Annotated in this window: 20 protein-coding genes and 1 riboswitch; of the genes, 9 read left to right on the top strand and 11 right to left on the bottom strand. The window is 70.8% G+C overall.

Annotated elements, in window-relative coordinates; genetic code table 11:
* Positions 1-37 precede the first annotated feature (37 nt).
* From ACGFYQ_RS06325 to ACGFYQ_RS06280, 10 genes are all read right to left on the bottom strand, one after another.
* Entirely contained in the window at positions 38-895 is an 858-nt protein-coding gene (locus ACGFYQ_RS06325) for a thioesterase family protein (protein WP_393740511.1), read from the bottom strand.
* Between the two features lie 47 nt (positions 896-942).
* On the bottom strand, positions 943-1,599 hold the full coding sequence (locus tag ACGFYQ_RS06320) for a trimeric intracellular cation channel family protein (RefSeq protein ID WP_393740509.1): 657 nt from the start codon (positions 1,597-1,599) through the stop codon (positions 943-945).
* Positions 1,600-1,775: 176 nt separating this feature from the next.
* On the bottom strand, positions 1,776-2,888 hold the full coding sequence (locus ACGFYQ_RS06315) for an ABC transporter ATP-binding protein (protein WP_393740925.1): 1,113 nt from the start codon (positions 2,886-2,888) through the stop codon (positions 1,776-1,778).
* Between the two features lie 5 nt (positions 2,889-2,893).
* Positions 2,894-3,988 carry an ABC transporter ATP-binding protein gene (locus ACGFYQ_RS06310; RefSeq protein ID WP_393740507.1) on the bottom strand — a complete coding sequence of 365 codons (1,095 nt, stop codon included), beginning with the start codon at positions 3,986-3,988 and terminating at the stop codon, positions 2,894-2,896.
* Positions 3,985-4,986 (bottom strand): ABC transporter permease, encoded by a 1,002-nt coding sequence (locus ACGFYQ_RS06305; protein ID WP_393740505.1) that lies wholly within the window; start codon positions 4,984-4,986, stop codon positions 3,985-3,987. Before ACGFYQ_RS06305 ends, ACGFYQ_RS06310 begins: the two co-directional genes overlap by 4 nt.
* Positions 4,987-5,134: 148 nt before the next feature.
* Positions 5,135-6,895 (bottom strand): ABC transporter substrate-binding protein, encoded by a 1,761-nt coding sequence (locus ACGFYQ_RS06300; protein WP_393740503.1) that lies wholly within the window; start codon positions 6,893-6,895, stop codon positions 5,135-5,137.
* Positions 6,896-6,935: 40 nt separating this feature from the next.
* On the bottom strand, positions 6,936-7,928 hold the full coding sequence (locus ACGFYQ_RS06295) for an ABC transporter permease (RefSeq protein WP_362405130.1): 993 nt from the start codon (positions 7,926-7,928) through the stop codon (positions 6,936-6,938).
* Positions 7,929-8,441: 513 nt separating this feature from the next.
* Positions 8,442-9,182 carry an enhanced serine sensitivity protein SseB C-terminal domain-containing protein gene (locus ACGFYQ_RS06290; protein ID WP_393740500.1) on the bottom strand — a complete coding sequence of 247 codons (741 nt, stop codon included), beginning with the start codon at positions 9,180-9,182 and terminating at the stop codon, positions 8,442-8,444.
* Positions 9,183-9,237: 55 nt separating this feature from the next.
* Positions 9,238-9,972: an enhanced serine sensitivity protein SseB gene (locus ACGFYQ_RS06285; protein WP_393740498.1), complete on the bottom strand. Its 735-nt coding sequence runs from the start codon at positions 9,970-9,972 to the stop codon at positions 9,238-9,240.
* Between the two features lie 420 nt (positions 9,973-10,392).
* The gene (locus ACGFYQ_RS06280) at positions 10,393-11,061 is read right to left on the bottom strand and encodes an AAA family ATPase (protein WP_393740923.1); all 669 of its coding nucleotides are present in this window, start codon (positions 11,059-11,061) and stop codon (positions 10,393-10,395) included.
* Positions 11,062-11,242: 181 nt separating this feature from the next.
* A riboswitch (glycine riboswitch) is annotated at positions 11,243-11,347 on the top strand.
* Positions 11,348-11,503: 156 nt separating this feature from the next.
* Between ACGFYQ_RS06280 and gcvT the strand changes: the two genes are divergently transcribed.
* From gcvT to ACGFYQ_RS06260, 4 genes are all read left to right on the top strand, one after another.
* On the top strand, positions 11,504-12,619 hold the full coding sequence (gcvT, locus tag ACGFYQ_RS06275; protein ID WP_393740496.1) for a glycine cleavage system aminomethyltransferase GcvT: 1,116 nt from the start codon (positions 11,504-11,506) through the stop codon (positions 12,617-12,619).
* 111 nt (positions 12,620-12,730) lie between these two features.
* A complete protein-coding gene (gene gcvH, locus ACGFYQ_RS06270; RefSeq protein ID WP_393740494.1) occupies positions 12,731-13,111 on the top strand; it encodes a glycine cleavage system protein GcvH in 381 nt (126 codons plus the stop codon).
* Positions 13,112-13,126: 15 nt separating this feature from the next.
* Positions 13,127-14,383 (top strand): serine hydroxymethyltransferase, encoded by a 1,257-nt coding sequence (glyA, locus tag ACGFYQ_RS06265; protein WP_393740492.1) that lies wholly within the window; start codon positions 13,127-13,129, stop codon positions 14,381-14,383.
* A 278-nt stretch (positions 14,384-14,661) separates the two neighbouring features.
* Positions 14,662-16,044 (top strand): L-serine ammonia-lyase, encoded by a 1,383-nt coding sequence (locus ACGFYQ_RS06260; protein WP_393740490.1) that lies wholly within the window; start codon positions 14,662-14,664, stop codon positions 16,042-16,044.
* 76 nt (positions 16,045-16,120) lie between these two features.
* Here ACGFYQ_RS06260 and ACGFYQ_RS06255 read toward each other — a convergent pair whose 3' ends face one another.
* On the bottom strand, positions 16,121-16,702 hold the full coding sequence (locus ACGFYQ_RS06255; RefSeq protein WP_393740488.1) for a hypothetical protein: 582 nt from the start codon (positions 16,700-16,702) through the stop codon (positions 16,121-16,123).
* Between the two features lie 205 nt (positions 16,703-16,907).
* Here ACGFYQ_RS06255 and ACGFYQ_RS06250 point away from each other — a divergent pair, with 205 nt between their 5' ends.
* The 5 genes from ACGFYQ_RS06250 to ACGFYQ_RS06230 all read left to right on the top strand — a co-directional run bounded on the left by ACGFYQ_RS06250 (position 16,908) and on the right by ACGFYQ_RS06230 (position 21,143).
* Positions 16,908-17,432 carry a hypothetical protein gene (locus ACGFYQ_RS06250; protein ID WP_393740486.1) on the top strand — a complete coding sequence of 175 codons (525 nt, stop codon included), beginning with the start codon at positions 16,908-16,910 and terminating at the stop codon, positions 17,430-17,432.
* Positions 17,433-17,565: 133 nt separating this feature from the next.
* Positions 17,566-17,886 carry a carboxymuconolactone decarboxylase family protein gene (locus ACGFYQ_RS06245; protein WP_393740484.1) on the top strand — a complete coding sequence of 107 codons (321 nt, stop codon included), beginning with the start codon at positions 17,566-17,568 and terminating at the stop codon, positions 17,884-17,886.
* A gap of 141 nt (positions 17,887-18,027) precedes the next feature.
* Positions 18,028-19,398: a diacylglycerol/lipid kinase family protein gene (locus ACGFYQ_RS06240; RefSeq protein WP_393740482.1), complete on the top strand. Its 1,371-nt coding sequence runs from the start codon at positions 18,028-18,030 to the stop codon at positions 19,396-19,398.
* Between the two features lie 93 nt (positions 19,399-19,491).
* Positions 19,492-19,740 carry an amphi-Trp domain-containing protein gene (locus ACGFYQ_RS06235; RefSeq protein WP_393740480.1) on the top strand — a complete coding sequence of 83 codons (249 nt, stop codon included), beginning with the start codon at positions 19,492-19,494 and terminating at the stop codon, positions 19,738-19,740.
* Between the two features lie 62 nt (positions 19,741-19,802).
* Positions 19,803-21,143: a DUF2252 domain-containing protein gene (locus ACGFYQ_RS06230; RefSeq protein WP_393740478.1), complete on the top strand. Its 1,341-nt coding sequence runs from the start codon at positions 19,803-19,805 to the stop codon at positions 21,141-21,143.
* Positions 21,144-21,149 lie beyond the last annotated feature (6 nt).

Raw genomic sequence — 21,149 nt, 5'->3', positions numbered from 1 at the left:
GTACGACGCGCGGTGCGAGCCACGCGTCGAGAGGGGGTCAGGACCGGCGCGGGGCGCTGGCCAGTTGGCGGGACTGGGCGACCAGGTGGTCCGCCGAGTCCCAGACCTCGGCGTCCTCCTCCAGGAAGCCGCCGGCCAGGTTGCGGGTGGTGATGGCGACCCGCAGCGGGCCCGGGGCCGGGCGGCGGCGGATGTGGGTGGTGAGTTCCACGGTCGGGGCCCAGCCGATCAGGCCCAGGTCGAAGGCGGTGGGGGGCAGCGCGTCCACGGCGAGGAGCATGGACAGCGGGTCGGCGTCGCGGCCGTCGGCCAGGCCGAACCAGGCCCGCATCTCACCCTTGCCCGAGGGCGCGCCGACGGCCCAGCCCGCGGTCGCGGGGTCCAGCCGCAGCCGGAGCCGGTCGACGATCGCGGAGCTCCCGGGGATGGGAGCCGGGCCGGCCTCGGCGCCGAGGCAGTCCTCGTAGGCCGGCATGGCGGGCGGCACGGCCACCGTCCGCACGTCGTCCGGCAGGGACGAGAGGTCGCCGTAGGAGGCGAGGACGCGGATGCGCTCGACCTCGGCGCCGCTCTCGTCGTACTGGAACAGCGAGGCCTGACCGGTGGAAAGGGTGCGGCCGACCCGTACGACCTGCGTGCGGATCACGGCGGGGCCGGGCACGGAGGAGGTCAGGTAGTGCGCGGAGACGGTGAAGGGGTCCGGGTGCGGGAGGGCCGCCGACAGGGCCCGGCCGACCAGGGCCAGCAGGTAGCCACCGTTGACGGCGGTGATGATCGTCCACCCGGCGGAGAGCTCCGCGTCGTACACCCCGGGCTCGCCCGCGCGCGCGGTGATCGTGGTGTCGCGGTCGAACTCGCTGTCGCCGATGGTTGCCTGGGCAGCTGCGTTTGACATGAAAACGACGGTACACCGCGAAGCTACTAAGCGGTAGCTTTCTCTTGTTACGGCTCTTCGGCCACCGACGACCGCCGGTTCCAGGCCAGCGGCGCCCGCCAGTGGTAGCGCATGGCGAGGAGGCGCAGAACGAAGGTGGTGACGATCGCCAGGCCGGTGGTGACGGCGTTGAGGGAGTCCAGGGCGATGAAGACGGCGACCATCGCGGCGCCGACGGTGGCGGGCACGGCGTACATCTCGCGGTCGCGCAGCAGCGAGGGCACCTCGTTGACGAGCACGTCGCGCAGAACGCCCCCGCCGACGGCCGTGGCCAGGCCGAGCGCGGCGGACGCGGTGAGGCCGAGGCCGTACTCGTACGCCTTGGTGGTGCCCGTCACGCAGAACAGCGCGAGGCCGGCGGCGTCGAAGACGTTGATGGCCCGGTTGATCCGCTGGACCTCGGGGTGCAGGAAGAAGACGAGCGCGGCGGCGATCAGCGGCGTGACGAAGAAGCTGAGCTCGCCGAAGGCGGCCGGCGGGACGGCGCCGATGACGAGGTCGCGGAAGAGGCCGCCGCCGAGGGCGGTGACCAGGGCGAGGACGGCGATGCCGAAGACGTCGAAGTTCTTGCGGACGGCGAGCAGCGCGCCCGCGGTGGCGAAGACGAAGATGCCGGCGAGGTCCAGGGCATGCTGGATCCCGGGCGGGAAGAGATCGTGGAGCACCGGGCCATTGTCGCCTGCGGCGGGCTCGGCGGAGTCCGGGGCTCGGCCCCGGCCCGGACCGCGTCGGCTGTGGCTCCGCCATAGGACCGGGCTGCGCCCGGTCCCTGGGGCTCCGCCCCAGACCCCGCGCCTCAAACGCCGGCGGGGCTGAGGTTGCCCCGCCGGCGTTTCAGCACTTACTCCGAGACCGTGACCACCGCGTCCGCCGCGCCCGGGAGGGGCTGGTCGCCCGGGGCCTGGTCGGGGGCGTTCTCCGGGTGATGGCAGGCCACCTGGTGGCCGGTCTTCAGCGCCAGCATCGGCGGTTCCTGCGTCGTGCAGACCTGCGTCGCCTTCCAGCACCGCGTGTGGAAGCGGCAGCCGCTCGGCGGGGAGATCGGCGACGGCACGTCGCCCTTGAGCAGGATGCGGCCGGTCGCCGCGCCCCGCCGCCTCGGGTCGGGCACCGGTACGGCCGACAGCAGGGCCTTGGTGTACGGGTGCATCGGGTTCTCGTAGAGCGACTTGCGGTCGGTCAGCTCCACGATCTTGCCGAGGTACATCACCGCGATGCGGTCGGAGACGTGCCGGATGACCGACAGGTCGTGCGCGATGATCACGTACGTCAGGCCCAGCTCCTCCTGGAGGTCGTCCAGCAGGTTCACCACCTGGGCCTGGATCGACACGTCCAGCGCCGAGACCGGCTCGTCTGCGACGACCAGCTTCGGCTTCAGGGCCAGGGCCCGGGCGATGCCGATGCGCTGGCGCTGGCCGCCGGAGAACTCGTGCGGATAGCGGTTGTAGTGCTCCGGGTTCAGGCCGACCAGCGACAGCAGCCGCTGCACCTCGGCCTTGAGGCCGCCCTCCGGGTTCACCCCCTGCAGCTTGAAGGGGGCACCGACGATCGTGCCGACCGTGTGCCGCGGATTCAGCGAGCCGTACGGGTCCTGGAAGATCATCTGCACATCCCGGCGCAGCGGCCGCATGCCCGCCACACCCAGGTGCGTGATGTCCTTGCCCTCGAACTCCACCGTTCCGCCGGTCGGTTCGAGCAGCCGCGTGATCAGTCGGCCCATGGTCGACTTGCCGCAGCCGGACTCGCCGACCACGCCCAGCGTCTCACCGCGCCGGACCTCGAAGTCGATCCCGTCCACGGCCTTGACGGCCCCGACCTGCCGGCGCAGCAGCCCCTTGTTGATGGGGAAGTGCTTGACCAGGCCGGTCACCTTCAGCAGCGTTTCCGCGGGCGCCTTCTCGGAGGCCTTCTCAGGGGCCTTCTCGGAGGCCTCCGCCGCGCCGGTCTTCTTCATGTCGGTCACAGCTTCGGCGCAATCTCTTCGGTCCAGATCCGGGTCCGCTCCTCCTGCGACATGTGGCAGGCGGACCAGTGCCGGCTGTCGTCCTGGGTCAGCTCGGGCCGCTGGGTGCGGGTGATGCCGCCCTTGGGGATGTCGGCGTACGGGCAGCGCGGGTTGAAGGCACAGCCGCTGGGGATGTTGATGAGGCTGGGCGGCGAGCCCTTGACCGGGATGAGGCGCTCGGTCTGGTCGCGGTCGATGCGCGGCATCGAGCCCAGCAGGCCCCAGGTGTACGGGTGGCGGGGCTCGTAGAAGACCTTCTCGGCGGTGCCCCGCTCGACGCACCGGCCGCCGTACATGACGAGGATGTCGTCGGCCATCTCGGCGACCACGCCGAGGTCGTGCGTGATCATGATGACCGCGGAGCCGAACTCCTTCTGCAGATCGCGGATCAGGTCGAGGATCTGCGCCTGGACGGTGACGTCCAGTGCGGTGGTCGGCTCGTCCGCGATGAGCAGCTCGGGGTTGTTGACCAGGGCCATCGCGATCATCGCGCGCTGGCGCATACCGCCGGAGAACTCGTGGGGGTACGCGTCCACCCGCCGGTCGGGCTCCGGGATGCCCACCCGGTCGAGCATCTCGACGGCCCGCTTGCGCGCCGTCTTCTTGTCGACGTCCTGGTGGGTCCGGTACGCCTCGATGATCTGCTTGCCGACCGAGTAGTACGGGTGCATCGCGGACAGCGGGTCCTGGAAGACCATGGCCATCTTGCGCCCGCGGAGCTTGCGCACGTGGTCCGCGTCGGCCCGTACGAGGTCCTCGCCGTCGAGCAGCACCTCGCCCGCGATGTGGGGGCGGCTGCGCGCGTTGCCGGTGCGGTGCAGACCCATGATCGCCAGCGAGGTCACCGACTTGCCGGAGCCGGACTCGCCGACGATGCCGAGGGTCTTGCCGCGCTCCAGGTCGAAGGAGAGCCCGTCGACGGACTTGACCAGACCGTCGTCGGTCGGGAAGTGCACCTTCAGGTCGCGCACGGAGAGGAAGGCCTCGGACCGCGGGCCGGCCTGCTCGGGCACGAAGGCGGGTCGGCTGGAGGAGGGGGTGTCGGTCACGTCAGCCTCACGCGCGGGTCGATGACGGCGTACAGCAGGTCCACGATCAGGTTGGCCATCACCACGAAGAGCGCGGCGATCAGGGTGACTCCCATGATCACGGGGAGGTCGCCGGCGCCGATGGCGGCGACGGCCGCCGTTCCCAGACCCTGGAAGTTGAAGGTCGTCTCGGTGAGCACCGCGCCGCCGAGGAGTCCGCCGAGGTCGAGGCCGAACATCGTGACGATCGGGGTGAGCGTGGAGCGCAGGGCGTGCTTGCGGATGACCACGCCCTCCTTGAGCCCCTTGGCTCGGGCCGTGCGGATGTAGTCCTCGCCGAGGACCTCCAGCATCGTGGCGCGGGTGATGCGGGCGTAGGTGGCGGCGAAGAGGAAGGCCAGGGTGACCCAGGGCAGGATCAGGCTGTTGAGCCAGGCTCCTGGATCCTCGGTCAGGGGTTGGTAGTTGGACACGTCCAGCCAGCCGAGGCTGTAGACGAAGATCGCGGGGGCCACCATGCCGGTGAAGAAGATCGGCAGGGAGACGCCGGCGAGCGCGCCGACCATGACGGTGCGGTCGATGGCGGTCCGGCGCTTGAGCGCCGAGATCACACCGGTGGCCACACCGGCGATCACCCAGATCACGGCCGCCCCGAGGGCGAGCGAGAGGGTGACCGGCATGCGGTCGAGCATCGTCTCCCAGACGGGCGCGTCGGTCTTGAAGGAGTACCCGAAGCAGGGCGCCGCACAGTGCGTGACGTCGGTGCCGCCGTCGTAGTCACGGCCGGCGAAGATGCCCTTGAGGAAGAGCAGGTACTGCTCGGAGATGGGCTTGTCGAAGCCCATCTTCACGCGGATGCCCGCCAGGGCGGTCTCATTGGTCTCGCGTCCGGCGTACATGAGCGCGGGATCGCTGCCGGTCAGCTTCGGGACCGCGAAGAAGATGCCGAAGGTGACCACGGAGACCACCAGCAGCGTGGCGGCGACGTTGAACAGCCGCCGTATGAGGTAGACGAGCACTGCAGTCGGCCGCCCGGGGCGGGTGGCCGCCGCCCCTTGTGGGGACGGCGGCCACCGCCTGCGGCCTTCACCTGCCCTTCGGACTAGCGCATGTGCGGTGAAGGCACTTACTTACTTGCGTGCTGGGTTGATTCTCTGCACCGGACCGCTACTTGGCGGCGATACCCACGGTGGCAAGGTCGATCTTGCCCATGGAGTCGTTGAAGTAGACGTTGGTCAGACGCGGGTTGTGGTAGACGAAGGCCTTGTCGAAGTTGATCGGCAGGTAGAGCGCCTTCTCCATGACCTTCTTGTTGATGTCCGTGTAGACCGGCGCGGCGGCTTCCGGCGTGGCGGCGGCGGCGGCCTTGTCGAAGAGGCCGTTGATCTCGGCGTCGTCGAGCATCGAGTAGTTGTTGTTGCCGTTCGGCAGGATGAACGATCCGTCGACCAGGGGCTGCAGGAAGCCCGCGCCGGAGTTGTAGTCGGCGCCCCAGCCGTGGACGATGATGCCGTAGTTCTTCTTCTTCACGTTCTCGGGCGAACCGACCGTGGAGGAGGAGAGCTTGCCGTCGTACTGGTCGATCGTCGCCTTGATGCCGACCTTGGCGAGCGCCGCCTGGAGGGACTCGGCGGTCTTCACCTCGGGGGCGCGGTTGTTGCGCACGGCGATGGTGGTTTCGAAGCCGTCCGGCTTGCCACAGGCCTTGAGGGCCTCCTTGGCCTTGGCCTCCTGCGGCTCGCCCTTCGTCAGACCGTAGGGGTCGTAGGACTTGTCCGAGCCGGGGATGCCCGGGGGCAGCATGTTGGCGCCGAGGTCACCGCTGGTCGGACCGCCGCGGGCGGTCTGCAGGGACTTCGCGTCGGCCGCGTAGATGACGGCCTTGCGGCACTCGATGTTGTCGAACGGCGCGACGGTCTGCGGGAAGGCGAAGTAGCGGATGTAGCCCGTGAACGGGTTGTCCGCGTTCGCCTTGAGCTTCTCGTCCTTGAGGATCTTGTTCTTCGCGGCCTGCTGGACGCCGGTGCCGTCGACCGCGAGGTCGATGTCGCCCGACAGCAGGCGCTGGTCCATGTCGTCCGGGTTGGTCGTCACCGTGAAGGAGACCTTCTCCGGCAGACCCTTGCGGATCGTGTCGGTCTTCGGGTCCCAGTTCTCGTTGCGGACGAAGGTCGCGCCCTTGCCGGCGGTGAAGCTCTCCACCTTGTACGGGCCGGTGGAGACCGGCTTGTTGGTGTAGGTGGCGCCGGTGTCCTTGGCCGCCGGGACCGGCGAGGAGGACGGCATGGCCAGCAGGTAGCTGAAGTCGGAGTTGGCGCTCGCCAGGTTGAAGACGATCGTCTTGTCGTCCGGCGTCTCGACGGACTTCAGACCCATCTTGTTGGGGTCGGTGTCCTTGTACGGGCCGGGGTACTTCTGGCCCTGGTCGAGCAGGTCGATCAGGTAGGTCGGACCACCGGACAGCACGTCCTGCGCGAAGTTGCGCTCGACGCCGTACTTGATGTCCTTCGAGGTGATCGGCGTACCGTCCTCGAACTTCACGCCGTCCTTGAGCTTGAGCGTGTACGTCTTGCCGTCGTTGCTCAGGACCGGCAGCGCCTCGGCGAGGTCCGGGACCAGCTTGGTGCCGTCCTTGCCCGGCTTGCTGTCGTAGGCGAGCAGCTGGCGTATGTACAGGCGCTGCATGTTCCAGACGAAGCCGTAGTAGGCACGCGCCGGGTCGAGGTAGTCGACGTCCTGCGGCGACCAGAGCTTGAGCTCACCGCCCTTGGCGTCCGACGGGTTCACGACGCCGGTGGTGGCGGCGTTGAACGCGGCGGCGCCGGAGCCCTTCCCCTCGGTCTTGCCGTCGTCGCCACCGCACGCGGCGGTCAGCGACAGGGCGGCGATCACGGCGGTGATCGCGAATGCCTGCTTTCTGCGGATCACGGTTGTCCAACCTCCATGGTGGGTGAATCGATGAAGCGGTTCAGTTGCCCTTGGGGTCGAGTGCGTCACGCAGCCCGTCCCCGAAGAGGTTGAACGCCAGGACGGTGATGAAGATCGTGATACCGGGGACCACCATGTACATGGGGTCGTCCTGGTAGATGGGGACGGCGTCGGACAGCATCTTTCCCCAGGAGGCCGTGGGCGGCTTGACCCCGGCGCCGAGGAAGCTGAGGGCTGCCTCCGTAAGGATGTTGGTCGGGATGATCAGCGTCGCGTAGACGAGGATCGGGGCGACCAGGTTGGGCAGCAGCTCCTTGATCAGGATGTAGCCGCGGCCGGCCCCGAGGCTGCGCGCGGCCTCGACGTACTCGCGTTCCCGCAGGGAGATCGTCTGGCCCCGGACGATACGGCCGATGTACGGCCAGCCGAAGAAGCCGATGACGACGATCAGTACGCCCATGCGGACGCCCGAACCCTCGAATCCCCAGAGGGAGTTGGGGACCACGGAGACCAGGGCGATGGTGAACAGCAGCTGCGGGAAGGCCAGCAGCAGGTCCATCGTGCGGCTGATGAGGCCGTCGACCCAGCCGCCGAGGAACCCGGCGAGCGCGCCGAGCAGGCTGCCGATGACGACCGACACGAAGGCCGCCAGGAAGGCGACGACCAGCGAGATCCGGGCGCCGAAGACGATCCGGCTGAAGACGTCGCGCCCGTTGGTGGGTTCGACGCCCAGCAGGAAGTCGGAGCTCATGCCGCCGAAGGAACCGAGCGGTGTGCCCAGGTCCGGGTCGATCAGGTCCTCGTGGAACTCGTTGGGCGGGTGGCCCAGCAGGCTCACGATCTGCGGCGCGAAGACCGCCACCAGGATCAGGAGGATCACGACCACGCCGCCGGTCAGCGCGACCTTGTCGCGCTTGAGCCGCATCCAGGCGATGCGGCCGGGCGAGCGGCCTTCGATGGCCTTGGCAGGGACGTCGGCTACGGACACAGGTGCGGGTGTTTCCGCGCTCGTGTCATGCAGTGGTGCCGTCATCGTGGTGGGGACCCCTCTCGGCCGACGGGTGGCCGGCCCATGCCCGCCGCTGTGGCGGCGTTGGTGCGGAGTGGCGCTCGGAGTGCGTGGGATACACAGGACGCGTGTGAAGTGCAGGAATTGCCGGAATTGCCGTGCGGAACAACAAGCGAGGTGCACATGCTGAGCCGGGTCTCTCAGGACTGGACCGGCTCTTGGGTGGGGAGTCTTCATCGGGCGCTCAATCGGCCGCCAGACCTGCCGGGGATGTGATGCGCAACCGTGATCTGCGTCTACACCTTCCGTTATCCGAACCATGAGCTCTGTTGAGCGGTGAAACACCTCCCCTTCGGCGCGGAACGGACATCCGGCCCAACTGCCATGTGAGACATGATTCTTGGGTCGATTCAGCGGATATGGCGAAGGCCGCACCGATGGGGTCCGGTGCGGCCTTCGAAACAGATGTCTCGATATGCGGATGTCTGGGAACGGGGGCGGGACCGGTCGGCGGGACACCCGGTCGGGCGGTGCCGGTCAGTAGGGCGGCGCCTGGCCCTCGCGGTCGTAGAACGGGCGGGTCTGCGCGCGCAGCCACATCGCGACGGGGTCGTGCTCGTCCGCCAGCGCGACCGTGCACACCGGGACGCCCTCGGGGACCACGCCGACCGACTGGCGCATCATCTCCCGTACGGATTCCAGCGCGGGCGCGGAGGCGTCGTACAGGTCGAGCCCGACCGCGAGGTACGGGGACCCGAGCGCGGGCTGCACCCAGGCGCGGCGCAGCGACCGGACGGCCGGGGTGCGGTGCGCGTGCTGGGTCAGCAGCCCGTAGAACTGCGGGAGCTCGATGGCGGGCTCGGACAGCCGCAGCGGCCCGGCCGGCATCCGGTCCAGGCCGGTCGCGATCCGGCGCAGGTCGGCCCAGGGGATGCCGAGGCCGCCGCCCTGGGCGTGCGGGTTGAGCCACAGGCCCCAGCGGTCCGGATAGAGCGCGCGGGCGATGTCCCGCCCGGTGACCACCTCGTAGCCCCGGTTCCAGCCGCTGGCGGCCAGCTCCTGCGGGGAGGTCACGCAGGGCGCGTACCCGAGGCTCTCGATCTCCATGCCGCCGTACTGGGCGTCCGGGGAACCCGGCTGCCCCTGCCAGAGCAGCATCCACAGCCGGCCCTCGGAGAGGGCGTGCAGAAGCGACTCGTAGCTCTCATACCGCCCGGGTGTCACCTGGCGCAGCATGTGCTCGACCTGCCCGGCCGCGGCCGTGCCTGACGCACTCACCCGGTACCCCTCTTCGTCCGCCCGTCGTCCACACGTACCAACAGCTTAAGCGGCGCTACGGGAGGTAGAAGGGGCGTACGCGCTCACGAATCCAGTCCGTGACCGGGTCCTGGGCGGCGTCGAGGAGGATCAACTGCACGGGCCAGGGCGCCGGTACGCGGGCCAGGGCCCGGCCGAGGGCCTCCATCGGGGCGTTTCGCATCCCGGCTTCCCATCCCACCAGGCGGACGCCGATGAACAGTTCCGGGTCCGCGCCCTCGACGCTGGCGAGGCAGCGGTGTGCGGCGGCGACCACGCCGGTGGCGCGGAACTCCTCGGCGGCGGCGGCCAGGAAGTCCACCGGGTCCTCCTGCCAGTCGGGCTCGTAGAGCCGGACCCGACCGCCGGTGGACGGGCCGTCGAGCGGGGTCCGGCCGGTGCGGCAGAGCTCCGCGACCGCGGGAGGGGGCAGGGGGACGCCGACGGCGCCCTCGGGGTTGAGCGCGATGCCGAGCTGCGGGGGCAGGCCGCGGGCGAACTCGACGGCGGGGGCCACGGCGAAGTCCATGCCGGGGCCGACGCAGGCGAGGAACTGGGCCTCGGAGCTGTAGACCGGGACGTACGCGGCGCCGCCGATGTCCATCGTGGGCAGGTCCAGGGCGGCCGAGTCCTGCCCGCCGCCGCCGGGCAGGGGCACCCACACCTGGCTGCGCCCGAGCACCTCCAGGATCCGTCCGCCGGCGTCCGGCTGCCCGAGCGCCGCCCCGAGCACCTGCTCCAGCTCATTCCCCGGCCAGCCGCTGCCCTGCATGTGCCCCTGCCTCCGCGTGTGTTTCCCGCCGAATGTCGTGCCGAGGCTATCGCTCCGCCGGTCCCGGCCCCGCCGCAGGGGCTCCGCCGCCAGGGCTCCGCCCGTGTACCCGCGCCTCAACGCCAGCGCGGCTCAAAGACCGGGGCTCCGCCCCGAACCCCGCGCCTCAAACGCCGGCGGGGCTGATTGTGCCTGCGCTGCCGCGTTCGGGTGCGGCTCCGGACACGGCGCTCCGCGCCCGCGCCTCAAACGCCGGCGGGGCTGACATTGCCAGCCGAACCCAGCCTCGCCGGCGTTCGAGGCGCTGGGGGTACCCCCGGACGGAGTCTGGGGGAGGGTCCGGGGGCGGCGCCCCCGGCAACGGCGCCGCACCGGGACGCGGTGGCTCGGCCACGGGGTCCGGGGCGGAGCCTCGGCGCGTCAGGCGTGGAAGGCGATCCGTGTCACGGCGGCCGCCGAGGCGCGGTCCAGGAGGGTCACCGAGGCGCAGCCCGGTGGGGGGTGGCCGGCTTCCGCGGAGCGGAGGAGGCGGGTCACCGCGCCCCGGTGGCGGCCGAAGGCGTACGCCGACACCCGGCGCCCCCGCGCCGCCTGCCCGGCCAGGGCCTCCGCGGGGCTGCTGTCCAGCAGGAGCAGGTGCAGCGCCCGGCCCCGGCGGCGCGCGGCCGCCGCGAGCAGGCCCCGTACCCAGCTCTGCGTACCGCAGTCGTGCACGACGACCGACGCCCCGGAGCGGAGGGTCCGCCACAGGCCCCAGTAGTGCGCGGCACGCACCAGCGGCCGGTAGACGGCGTACGGCAGCGCCCCCGGCATCCGCTGCTCCCAGCGCTCACGGGTGTCCTGGGAGTCGATCGCCGCGCCCTCGGCCGCCGCCCGCTTGATCAGCGTGCTCTTGCCGCCGCCCGGCAGGCCGGACACCACGACGATGTCCCCCGCGGCGAAGCCCAGCCGCCGCGGGCCTCGTACGCCCAGGCCGCGGAGGTCACGTACGGGCCCTGCCGCCTCGCTCCGCACGCGCGCACCCCGCTGCGCCGGCACCGCGTCCACGGTCGCCGCCGCCGCCACTACTCCGAATCTCCGCACAGTGATCGCCTCCCCCGAATCGGGTCGCCAGGACCCTTGCCCACTGAGTGTAAAGAGACGGTAATCCGGCAGCCCCGGTTCCGGTCCGGCCGCTTGAGCGCCGCACGAACTTTCGGGGCCCCACCCCCGATCACCGCGGTGGCGTGCAATGATGTGCGCCATCTGGACCAACTGCATACCGGCCGCTTGAATCCGCGCGGGAGAGTCCCGGGCACGCCGCAAGGCCGTGCGCGGGCGCCGAAGGAGCAAGAACCTCCCTTGAATCTCTCAGGCCCCGTACCGCGTGGATGAGGCAGATCTGAAAAGCGAGCTGCTCGACAGCTCCACCCAAGGTGCAAGCCGACGATCCCTGGCAACCAGGAACTCTCGGCGAACCTCTCAGGTTCCGATGACAGATGGGGAGGACCCTCCTCGTCATGTCATGCCCTGGGACTCGGGAGCCACACCCATGAGCACTGCCCCCCGTCTGACCGCCCTCGATGCGCTGCACCGTTCCCTCGGTGCGACCATGACCGACTTCGCGGGCTGGGACATGCCGCTGCGGTACGGCAGCGAGCGCGACGAGCACAACGCCGTACGCACCAAGGCCGGCCTCTTCGACCTGTCCCACATGGGCGAGATCACCCTGACCGGCCCGGAGGCCGTCAAGGCCCTGGACTACGCGCTGGTCGGCAACATCTCCACCGTCGGCGTCGGCCGCGCCCGCTACACGCACATCTGCCAGGCGGACGGCGGCATCGTCGACGACCTGATCGTCTACCGCCTCGGCGAGACCGAGTACATGGTCGTCGCCAACGCCTCCAACGCCCAGGTCGTCCTCGACGCCCTGACCGAGCGCGCCGCCGGTTTCGACACCGAGGTCCGCGACGACCGCGACGCGTACGCGCTCATCGCCGTCCAGGGCCCGGAGTCCCCCGGCATCCTCGCCTCGCTCACCGACGCCGACCTGGACGGGCTCAAGTACTACGCCGGTCTGCCGGGCACGGTGGCCGGGGTGCCGGCGCTGATCGCGCGTACGGGCTACACCGGTGAGGACGGCTTCGAGCTGTTCGTCGCCCCCGAGCACGCCGTGGAGCTGTGGCAGGCGCTGACCAAGGCCGGCGAGGGCGTCGGCCTGGTCCCGGCCGGCCTCTCCTGCCGCGACACGCTGCGCCTGGAGGCGGGCATGCCGCTGTACGGGCACGAGCTGACCACCTCCCTCACCCCCTTCGACGCGGGGCTGGGCCGGGTCGTGAAGTTCGAGAAGGAGGGGGACTTCGTCGGCCGCGCCGCGCTGGAGGCCGCCGCCGAGCGCGCCGCCACGAACCCGCCGCGCAAGCTGGTCGGCCTGATCGCCGAGGGCCGCCGCGTCCCGCGCGCCGGTTTCCCGGTCGTGGCCGGCGGACAGGTCATCGGCGAGGTCACCTCCGGCGCCCCGTCCCCCACGCTCGGCCGGCCGATCGCGATGGCGTACGTGGACGCGGCGCACGCCGCGCCCGGCACCTCCGGCGTCGGCGTCGACATTCGCGGTACGCATGAGCCGTACGCGGTCGTGGCCCTGCCCTTCTACAAGCGGCAGAAGTAACACTTCGCACGACCCGACGCGCAGGCCGTCGTACGGACATCCGTACGGCGCCGTCTCAGTACCCAAGACCACTGTTCGTATCCACTCCCCCGCATCCAGGAGAATCAGGTCATGAGCACCCCCCAGCAGCTGCGTTACACCAAGGAGCACGAGTGGCTGTCGGACGCCGTGGACGGCGTCGCGACGGTCGGCATCACGGAGTTCGCGGCCAACGCGCTCGGTGACGTCGTCTACGCCCAGCTCCCCGAGGTCGGCGACACCGTGACCGAGGGCGAGACCTGTGGCGAGCTGGAGTCGACGAAGTCGGTCAGCGACCTCTACTCCCCCGTCTCCGGCGAGATCGTCGAGTCCAACCAGGACGTCGTCGACGACCCGGCCCTGGTGAACTCCGCTCCCTTCGAGGGCGGCTGGCTGTTCAAGGTGCGCATCTCGGAGGAGCCCAAGGACGTGCTCTCCGCCGAGGAGTACACCAAGCTCACCGCCGGTAACTGACCCCAGGGGATCCTGATGTCCGTACTGAACACCCCTCTCCACGAGCTCGACCCCGACGTCGCCGCAGCCGTCGACGCCGAGCTCGTGCGCCAGCAGTCCACCCTGGAAATGATCGCGTCGGAGAACTTCGCTCCGGTCGCCGTCATGGAGGCCCAGGGCTCGGTCCTGACCAACAAGTACGCCGAGGGCTACCCCGGCCGCCGCTACTACGGCGGCTGCGAGCACGTCGACGTGGTCGAGCAGATCGCGATCGACCGCATCAAGGCGCTGTTCGGCGCCGAGGCCGCGAACGTCCAGCCGCACTCCGGTGCGCAGGCGAACGCCGCCGCGATGTTCGCGCTGCTGAAGCCGGGCGACACGATCATGGGCCTGAGCCTGGCCCACGGCGGTCACCTGACCCACGGCATGAAGATCAACTTCTCCGGCAAGCTCTACAACGTGGTCCCGTACCACGTCGACGAGACCGGCCAGGTCGACATGGCCGAGGTCGAGCGCCTCGCCAAGGAGTCCAAGCCGCAGCTGATCGTCGCCGGCTGGTCCGCCTACCCGCGCCAGCTGGACTTCGCCGCCTTCCGCCGCATCGCGGACGAGGTCGGCGCGTACCTCATGGTCGACATGGCGCACTTCGCCGGCCTGGTCGCCGCGGGCCTGCACCCGAACCCGGTGCCGCACGCCCACGTCGTCACCACCACCACGCACAAGACCCTCGGCGGTCCGCGCGGCGGTGTCATCCTGTCGACGCAGGAGCTGGCCAAGAAGATCAACTCCGCGGTCTTCCCGGGTCAGCAGGGCGGCCCGCTGGAGCACGTGATCGCGGCCAAGGCGGTCTCCTTCAAGATCGCGGCCTCGGAGGACTTCAAGGAGCGCCAGGTGCGCACCCTGGAGGGCGCGAAGATCATCGCCGAGCGCCTGGTGCAGCCGGACGTCACCGAGGTCGGCGTCTCCGTCCTCTCCGGCGGTACGGACGTCCACCTGGTCCTGGTCGACCTGCGCAACTCCGAGCTGGACGGCCAGCAGGCCGAGGACCGGCTCCACGAGATCGGCATCACGGTCAACCGGAACGCCATCCCGAACGACCCGCGGCCGCCGATGGTCACCTCGGGTCTGCGGATCGGTACGCCGGCGCTCGCCACGCGCGGTTTCGGCGCCGAGGACTTCACCGAGGTCGCGGAGATCATCGCGGCCGCGCTGAAGCCGGCCTACGACAGCGAGGACCTCAAGGCGCGCGTCTCCGCGCTCGCCGCGAAGTTCCCGCTGTACCCGTCGCTCTAGTCAGCGCTGGGAAGGGCCCGGCCTTGCTTGTGCGCAGGCCGGGCCCTTCCCATGACCAGGGCCGCGGACGGCCTGCACGCGGGCGTCAGGGCCCGGTCCCGGAGGCAGGGGAGGCCGGCGTACGGGAGGGTGAGCCGACACCCGTGTGACCCCCCTCCGTCCCCTTCCGGCAGACGAGACGTTCATTTCGCCGCGTTAAGCTCGTCTGTCGGACAAAATCCGAACAATCCACCTCTCCCGCCCCCTCCCACCCCACGAGCAGACAAGGGAGTCCGCCAGTGGCCATCTCCGTCTTCGACCTCTTCTCCATCGGCATCGGCCCGTCCTCCTCCCACACGGTCGGCCCGATGCGCGCCGCACGCATGTTCGTGACGCGGTTGAAGAAGGACGGTGTCCTCGCCCAGACCGCGTCCGTCCGCGCCGAGCTCTTCGGCTCCCTCGGCGCGACCGGGCACGGCCACGGCACCCCCAAGGCGGTCCTGCTGGGCCTGGAGGGCCACTCCCCCCGCACCGTGAACGTGGAGACGGCGGACGACGAGGTCGAGCGCATCCGCAAGAGCGGCCGCCTGCGCCTCCTCGGCACGGAGATAGGCGATGGTCACGAGATCGCCTTCGACGAGCCGAATCAGCTGATCCTGCACCGCCGGCGCTCGCTGCCGTACCACGCGAACGGCATGACGCTCTTCGCGTACGACGCCGCCGGCACCCCGCTGCTGGAGAAGACCTACTACTCGGTCGGCGGCGGCTTCGTCGTGGACGAGGACGCGGTCGGCGAGGACCGGATCAAGCTCGACGACACGGTGCTGAAGTACCCCTTCCGCTCCGGCGACGAGATGCTGCGCCTGGCGAACGAGACCGGCCTGTCGATCTCCTCCCTCATGCTGGAGAACGAGAAGGCCTGGCGCACCGAGGACGAGATCCGCGAGGGCCTGCTGGAGATCTGGCGCGTCATGCAGTCCTGCGTCGCGCGCGGCATGTCCCGCGAGGGCATCCTTCCGGGAGGCCTGCGCGTCAAGCGCCGCGCCGCCTCCACGGCGCGCCAGCTGCGCACCGAGGGCGACCCGATGCTGCACCGCAGCGAGTGGGCGACCATCTACGCGATGGCGGTCAACGAGGAGAACGCGGCGGGCGGCCGGGTCGTCACCGCTCCCACCAACGGCGCCGCCGGGGTCCTGCCCGCCGTCCTGCACTACTACATGAACTTCGTGCCCGGCGCGGACGAGGACGGCGTGGTCCGCTTCCTCCTCGCCGCGGGCGCGATCGGCATGCTCTTCAAGGAGAACGCCTCGATCTCCGGCGCCGAGGTCGGCTGTCAGGGCGAGGTGGGCTCGGCCTGCTCGATGGCGGCCGGCGCCCTCGCCGAGGTCCTGGGCGGCACCCCGGAGCAGGTCGAGAACGCGGCCGAGATCGGCATGGAGCACAACCTGGGCCTGACCTGCGACCCGGTCGGCGGCCTCGTCCAGATCCCGTGCATCGAGCGCAACGGCATGGCGGCGGTCAAGGCCGTCACGGCGGCCAAGATGGCCATGCGCGGCGACGGCAGCCACAAGGTCTCCCTCGACAAGGTCATCAAGACCATGAAGGAGACCGGCGCGGACATGAAGGTCAAGTACAAGGAGACCGCCCGCGGCGGCCTCGCGGTCAACGTCATCGAGTGCTGATCCACGACAGGTGACAGGAAGGGGCCCGGCGCACGCGCCGGGCCCCTTCCGCTGTCCGCCCGCGCCGTCCGCCGCGCTATCCGCGGCGCAGGGCCTTGAGGACCCCCTTGGCGAAGTCGTCCACCGACGTGTCGTACGCCTTCAGGCTCTCGGGGGTGGGCGGTGTGCGCGCCTCGGCCGTGACCGTCACGTCGATCGTCAGGTTGCTGTCCCGCAGGCGCAGCTCGCGCACCTGGCGCAGCTCGGTCGGCTTGTTGTACGCGAACCGGTAGGCCTCCTTGCCGACGCCCTTCACCTCGGTGAGGCCGTCGTCCGGAATGTCCTTGCCCGTGTTCTCCCGGCCCCTGGCGAAGACGTCCTTCGCGAAGTCGACGCTCTCCGTGTAGGCGAGGTCCAGCTCGACCTTGACGTTCCCGTACTTCGCCGGGCCGGACGCGACGAGCGGCTGGACGCACTGGACGCCCGGGGCTCCCCCGCCGGACCGCTTGATCCGGTCCGCGGCCTCCTCGCGCGCGCCCAGCGGGTCGGCGAGCTCGCCGTACGGGAGCACGTTGCAGATCTCGTCCGTGGCCGCCCAGCGGTAGCCGCCCTTGCCCTCCTGCGAGACCTCACGGTCCGCGTCGCCGCCGCAGGCGGTGGCCGCCAGGACGAGGGCCACAGCGACCGTTCCATGGCGAGGAAAGCGGTGACGGCGCATCCGGTTCTCTCCTGGGTCGAGCGGCTCGGGTTCCACTCAACCACCCTGCCACCAAAGGCAGTTGCGTACCGGGGAAATTACGGAAGGGAAAGCGGAACTGCGGGGTCCACTACGGCGTCCTAGGCTGTGTCACAAGTCCCCGCCTCCCGAGAATCGAGGGGACGTCATGATCCACCCGCGTTTCCGCCGGATCGTGGCCCTGGCCTCCGGCGCCCTGCTCACAGCCGGACTCTCGTTCGCCGCGCCGGCCTCGGCCGTGATCGCCACCCACACCCCGGCCCGGACCCAGATCCAGACGCCGCTCGTGGTCAATGCCCGCTGGGGCGGGCACCCCGCGTACGACCGGATCGTCATCGACCTGCAGGGATTCGTCCCCCCGGTCACCGTCACCTCCGTCCCGCAGCTGCGCTACGACGGGTCCGGCGAGCCCGTACCGCTGACCGGCAAGCACTTCCTGGAGATCCGCCTCAACCCCGCCGCCGCGCACGACGACGCGGGCCACAGCGTCTACCAGGGGCCCAAGCTCCAGAAGATCTACCTCAGCACGCTGAAGGGCCTCGCCCTGACCGGCGACTTCGAGGGCTACGTGACCTTCGGCGCCGCCTTCGACACGGTGCCGTACTACCGCACCTTCTCCCTGCACTCGCCGGAGCGGTTCGTCGTGGACATCGCGCACCCGGACCACTGCTGAACGGCCGGGCCGGGCGAGGACGCACCCGGCCCGAAATGTCCCTAAGGTCGATGGACAGGGATGCGCCGCAGGAGAACCCGGTTCCCCTCCACCGACGGCGTCGACCCCCCGATCCCGCCAGGAGATGATCCGCATGACGACTGCGTCCGACACTCCTGTCCTCGACACCCTCGCCGCCATGACGCTCGACTCGCTCGAGCGGTGCGGCCTGTCCGCGGACACCCTCATGCTCACCCGCATCGCCGCACTCGTCGCCATGGACGCGCCTGCGATGTCCTACGTCGCCCACATCGGCCCCGCCATGGACTCCGGGGTGGATGCGGGACAGCTCCAGGACGTCCTGGTGGCCATCGCGCCGATCGTGGGCACCGCCCGCGTGATGTCGGCAGCCACCCACATCACGGAGGCTCTGGGGATCGCCATCGCCGTGGCCGAGTCCGACACCGAGTCCTGAGATCCGCCCGCCACGGGTCCGCACGGGCCCGCGCCCATGGCGGGCGCGGGATGCCCGTGCGGCCCCGCGGCGGCGTCACCCCGGCCCGCGCCGCACCGGCAGGCCGGCATGGACCAGGACCGGTCGAAGGACGTGAGGACGATGTCCCTGTCGCCCCGTTCCGGCGCGCCGGCGCGCGCACGCACGCCGGCCCGCCTGGCCTTGGCCTGCGCCCTGGGTGCGGCGGTGTCGCTGGTGGCGGCGAGCGGGCTCGGCGGTCTGGTCGTCCTCGCCGCCGCGGTGGCCTGCTCGGCGCTCACGGCGATGGGTACGTGGTGGGCGCTGTCCCGTCGCGGAGCGGCGCGGGTGGCCGGTGCGCTGCTCGCGGTGGCCGCGCCCGTGGCCGTCCTGGTGCTCTACACCCGGGCGGGCCTGTGGCCCGCGGTGCTGGTCGCGGCCGCACTGTGGGCAGCCGCCGTGGCGTGCTCGCGGTGGGCACTGCTGCGTGCGCGAGAACCCGAAGGCATGCGTGCGGTCCCGTGCCCGCTCCCCCGGCATCCGGTGCTGATCATGAACCCGAAGTCCGGCGGCGGCAAGGTCGGCCGTTTCGGTCTGGTCGAGAAGGCCGAGGCACTGGGCGCCCGGGTCGTGCTGCTGGGCAGCGCGGGCGAGACGGACCTCGCGGCGATCGCCCGTCGGGCGGTCGCCGAGGGCGCGGACCTGCTGGGGGTGGCGGGCGGCGACGGCACACAGGCCCGGGTGGCCGAGGTGGCCGCCGAGCACGACCTGCCGTTCCTGGCGATCTCCGCGGGCACCAGGAACCACTTCGCCATGGACCTCGGTCTGGACCGCGAGGACCCGGCCCGGTGCCTCGACGCGCTGACCGACGGGGAGGAGCTCCGGATCGACCTGGGCGTCGTGGGGGGCCGCGCCTTCGTCAACACGGCCTCGTTCGGGGTCTACGCGCAGGTCGTGCAGCGCCCGGACTACCGCGACGCCAAGGCGGGCTCGATTCTGGACGCGCTGCCGGACCTCCTGCTCGGATACTCCGGTCACACGCTCGACGCGCAGACGGACGAGACGAAGCTGGAGTCCCAGCAGGCCCTTCTGGTGAGCAACAACCCGTACTCCACCCCCGAACCCACGTCCGCGGGCGGCCACAGACCCCGGCTGGACCTGGGATTGCTGGGTGTCGTCGGGATCCGGGTGGGCAGTGCGGCCCAGGCGGCGGACATCGCGGTCAGAGGCGCCCGGGCAGCGGGTCTGCACGTACTGGCCTCACGCCGGATCGTCATCACCGCGCACACCGACCGCATCGCGGTCGCCGTGGACGGAGAGGCCCTGTCGCTGCCCGCCCCCGTCACCTGCACCGTCCGCCCGGGCGCCTTGCGCGTTCTGGTACCGAGGCACCGGCCCGGGTCCCGCACGCCCGCTCCGCCTCCCCACTGGCGTGATGTCGTCGCACTGGCCTTCGCCCGGTCGCGGCCGGGCGCGGCGGCGGAGGACCGGGCCGACGGCGCGGACCCCCCGTGATGCCGGCGCCTCCCATCGGGATGCCCGAAATGATGCCCAGCGTCACAATTGACGGTGTCTGCCGTTCCCGTTCCTCCCAGGTTGGAGACATCCGTGAAGGACCTCGAATTCGAGCAGAAGAGTTCGCTGTCACGCCTTGAGGCCGCCGATCGGCTCTCCGCGCTCGCGGACGCACTCAGGCGCGGCGGCAAAGCCGAACTGGAACTCGGACCCGGGACGCTGACCCTGCGGATCCCCGACGAACTCCTCAGCGAGATCGAGGTCGAGGTCGGCGACGGGCAGATCGAGCTGGAGATCGAACTCAAGTGGCCGACCTCGAAGGCCGGCGCCACGGAGGAATAGGCCCCGCCCGCGATCCGCCGTCCCGCCGTCCAGGCCGGGTGCGGAGCGACAAGGAGCAGACCATGACCAGTCCAGCCGATCGGGCCCGGACCGGGCGCGCGGTCCGCAAGCAAGTCGGACGGGCCTCGCACGGCCGGTGGACACCGGCCGCGGACCGGGCCGATCCCCTGTGGGTGCTGCGGCGGCAGGCCGCCGACCGGGTGGCCGAGCTGCTGCCGATCCGCTACGGGCGAATGGCGGTCTCCCCGTTCACCTTCCTGCGCGGCGCGGCCGCCGTCATGGCCGCGGACCTCGCCGCCGTACCGAACACCGGTCTGACCGTCCAGCTCTGTGGTGACGCGCACCTGCTGAACTTCGGCGTCTTCGCCTCACCCGAGCGCGCGTTGCTGTTCGACCTCAACGACTTCGACGAGACCCTGGCCGGCCCGTTCGAGTGGGACGTCAAGCGGCTCGCCGCCAGCGTCGCCGTGGCCGCCCGCGACCGGGGGCACGGTGACGAACGGGCGTGGCGAGCCGCCCGCGCCGCGGCCGCGGCCTACCGGCGTGCCATGCGGCAGCTGGCCGAGCAGGGCGAACTCGCCGTCTGGTACGAGCGGATCGACCCCTACGCGGTACTCCCCCTGATCCGCGAGCGCAAGCGGCGCGGACGGGCCGAGGCGAACCTGGAACGCGCCCGCGGGCGCACCAGCCTGCAGGCACTCGACAAGCTCACCGAGATGCGGGGCGGCCGCCGGCGCATCATCCACGACCCCCCTCTGCTGGAGCCCGTCGGCAAACGCGCGACACGGGCCGTCGACGCGATCTTCAGCCAGTACCGCAGCACCCTCCCCGAGGAGCGCCGCCTCCTGCTGGACCGCTACCGGTTCGTCGACGCGGCCCGGAAGGTCGTCGGCGTGGGAAGCGTCGGCACACGCTGCTTCATCGTCCTGCTGACCGGTCGCGACGAGCGGGACCCGCTCTTCCTCCAGATCAAGGAAGCCACGCGGTCCGTACTGGAGGACCACCTGCCGGCCGAAGGCGCTGGTCATCACGGCCACCGGGTGGTCGCGGGACAGCGGCTGATGCAGGCCACCGGCGACATCTTCCTCGGCTGGACGACCGGACCGGAGGGACGCCACTTCTACTGCCGACAGCTGCGTGACATGAAGGGATCGGCGCTGGTCGAGACCATGGGCCCGGCCGTGCTCCGCCAGTACGCCGAACTGTGCGGCATCGCCCTGGCCCGCGCCCACGCCCGCTCCGGCGACCGCGTCGCCATCGCCGGTTACCTCGGCAACGCCGACACCTTCGACCGGGCCATCGCCGACTTCGCACTCCACTACGCCGACCAGACCGTCTCCGACCACGCCGCGCTCACCGCTGCCGTCGCCGACGGCGACATCATCGCCACCACCGGAGTCTGAACCGAA

The sequence above is a fragment of the Streptomyces sp. NPDC048258 genome (assembly GCF_043201995.1).
In the GTDB taxonomy this organism is placed as follows: Bacteria; Actinomycetota; Actinomycetes; order Streptomycetales; family Streptomycetaceae; genus Streptomyces.
The sequence above is the reverse complement of the archived record's forward strand: the minus strand, read 5'-3'. Positions and strand labels throughout refer to the sequence as shown.

Coding starts and splice junctions, on each gene's coding strand:
- ACGFYQ_RS06240 (WP_393740482.1), top strand. CDS start 18,028: ATGTCCCTGTCGCCCCGTTCCGGCGCGCCGGCGCGCGCACGCACGCCG.
- ACGFYQ_RS06315 (WP_393740925.1), bottom strand. CDS start 2,888: ATGAAGAAGACCGGCGCGGCGGAGGCCTCCGAGAAGGCCCCTGAGAAG.
- glyA (WP_393740492.1), top strand. CDS start 13,127: ATGTCCGTACTGAACACCCCTCTCCACGAGCTCGACCCCGACGTCGCC.
- ACGFYQ_RS06325 (WP_393740511.1), bottom strand. CDS start 895: ATGTCAAACGCAGCTGCCCAGGCAACCATCGGCGACAGCGAGTTCGAC.
- ACGFYQ_RS06230 (WP_393740478.1), top strand. CDS start 19,803: ATGACCAGTCCAGCCGATCGGGCCCGGACCGGGCGCGCGGTCCGCAAG.
- gcvT (WP_393740496.1), top strand. CDS start 11,504: ATGAGCACTGCCCCCCGTCTGACCGCCCTCGATGCGCTGCACCGTTCC.
- ACGFYQ_RS06295 (WP_362405130.1), bottom strand. CDS start 7,928: ATGACGGCACCACTGCATGACACGAGCGCGGAAACACCCGCACCTGTG.
- ACGFYQ_RS06250 (WP_393740486.1), top strand. CDS start 16,908: ATGATCCACCCGCGTTTCCGCCGGATCGTGGCCCTGGCCTCCGGCGCC.
- gcvH (WP_393740494.1), top strand. CDS start 12,731: ATGAGCACCCCCCAGCAGCTGCGTTACACCAAGGAGCACGAGTGGCTG.
- ACGFYQ_RS06285 (WP_393740498.1), bottom strand. CDS start 9,972: ATGCAGGGCAGCGGCTGGCCGGGGAATGAGCTGGAGCAGGTGCTCGGG.
- ACGFYQ_RS06245 (WP_393740484.1), top strand. CDS start 17,566: ATGACGACTGCGTCCGACACTCCTGTCCTCGACACCCTCGCCGCCATG.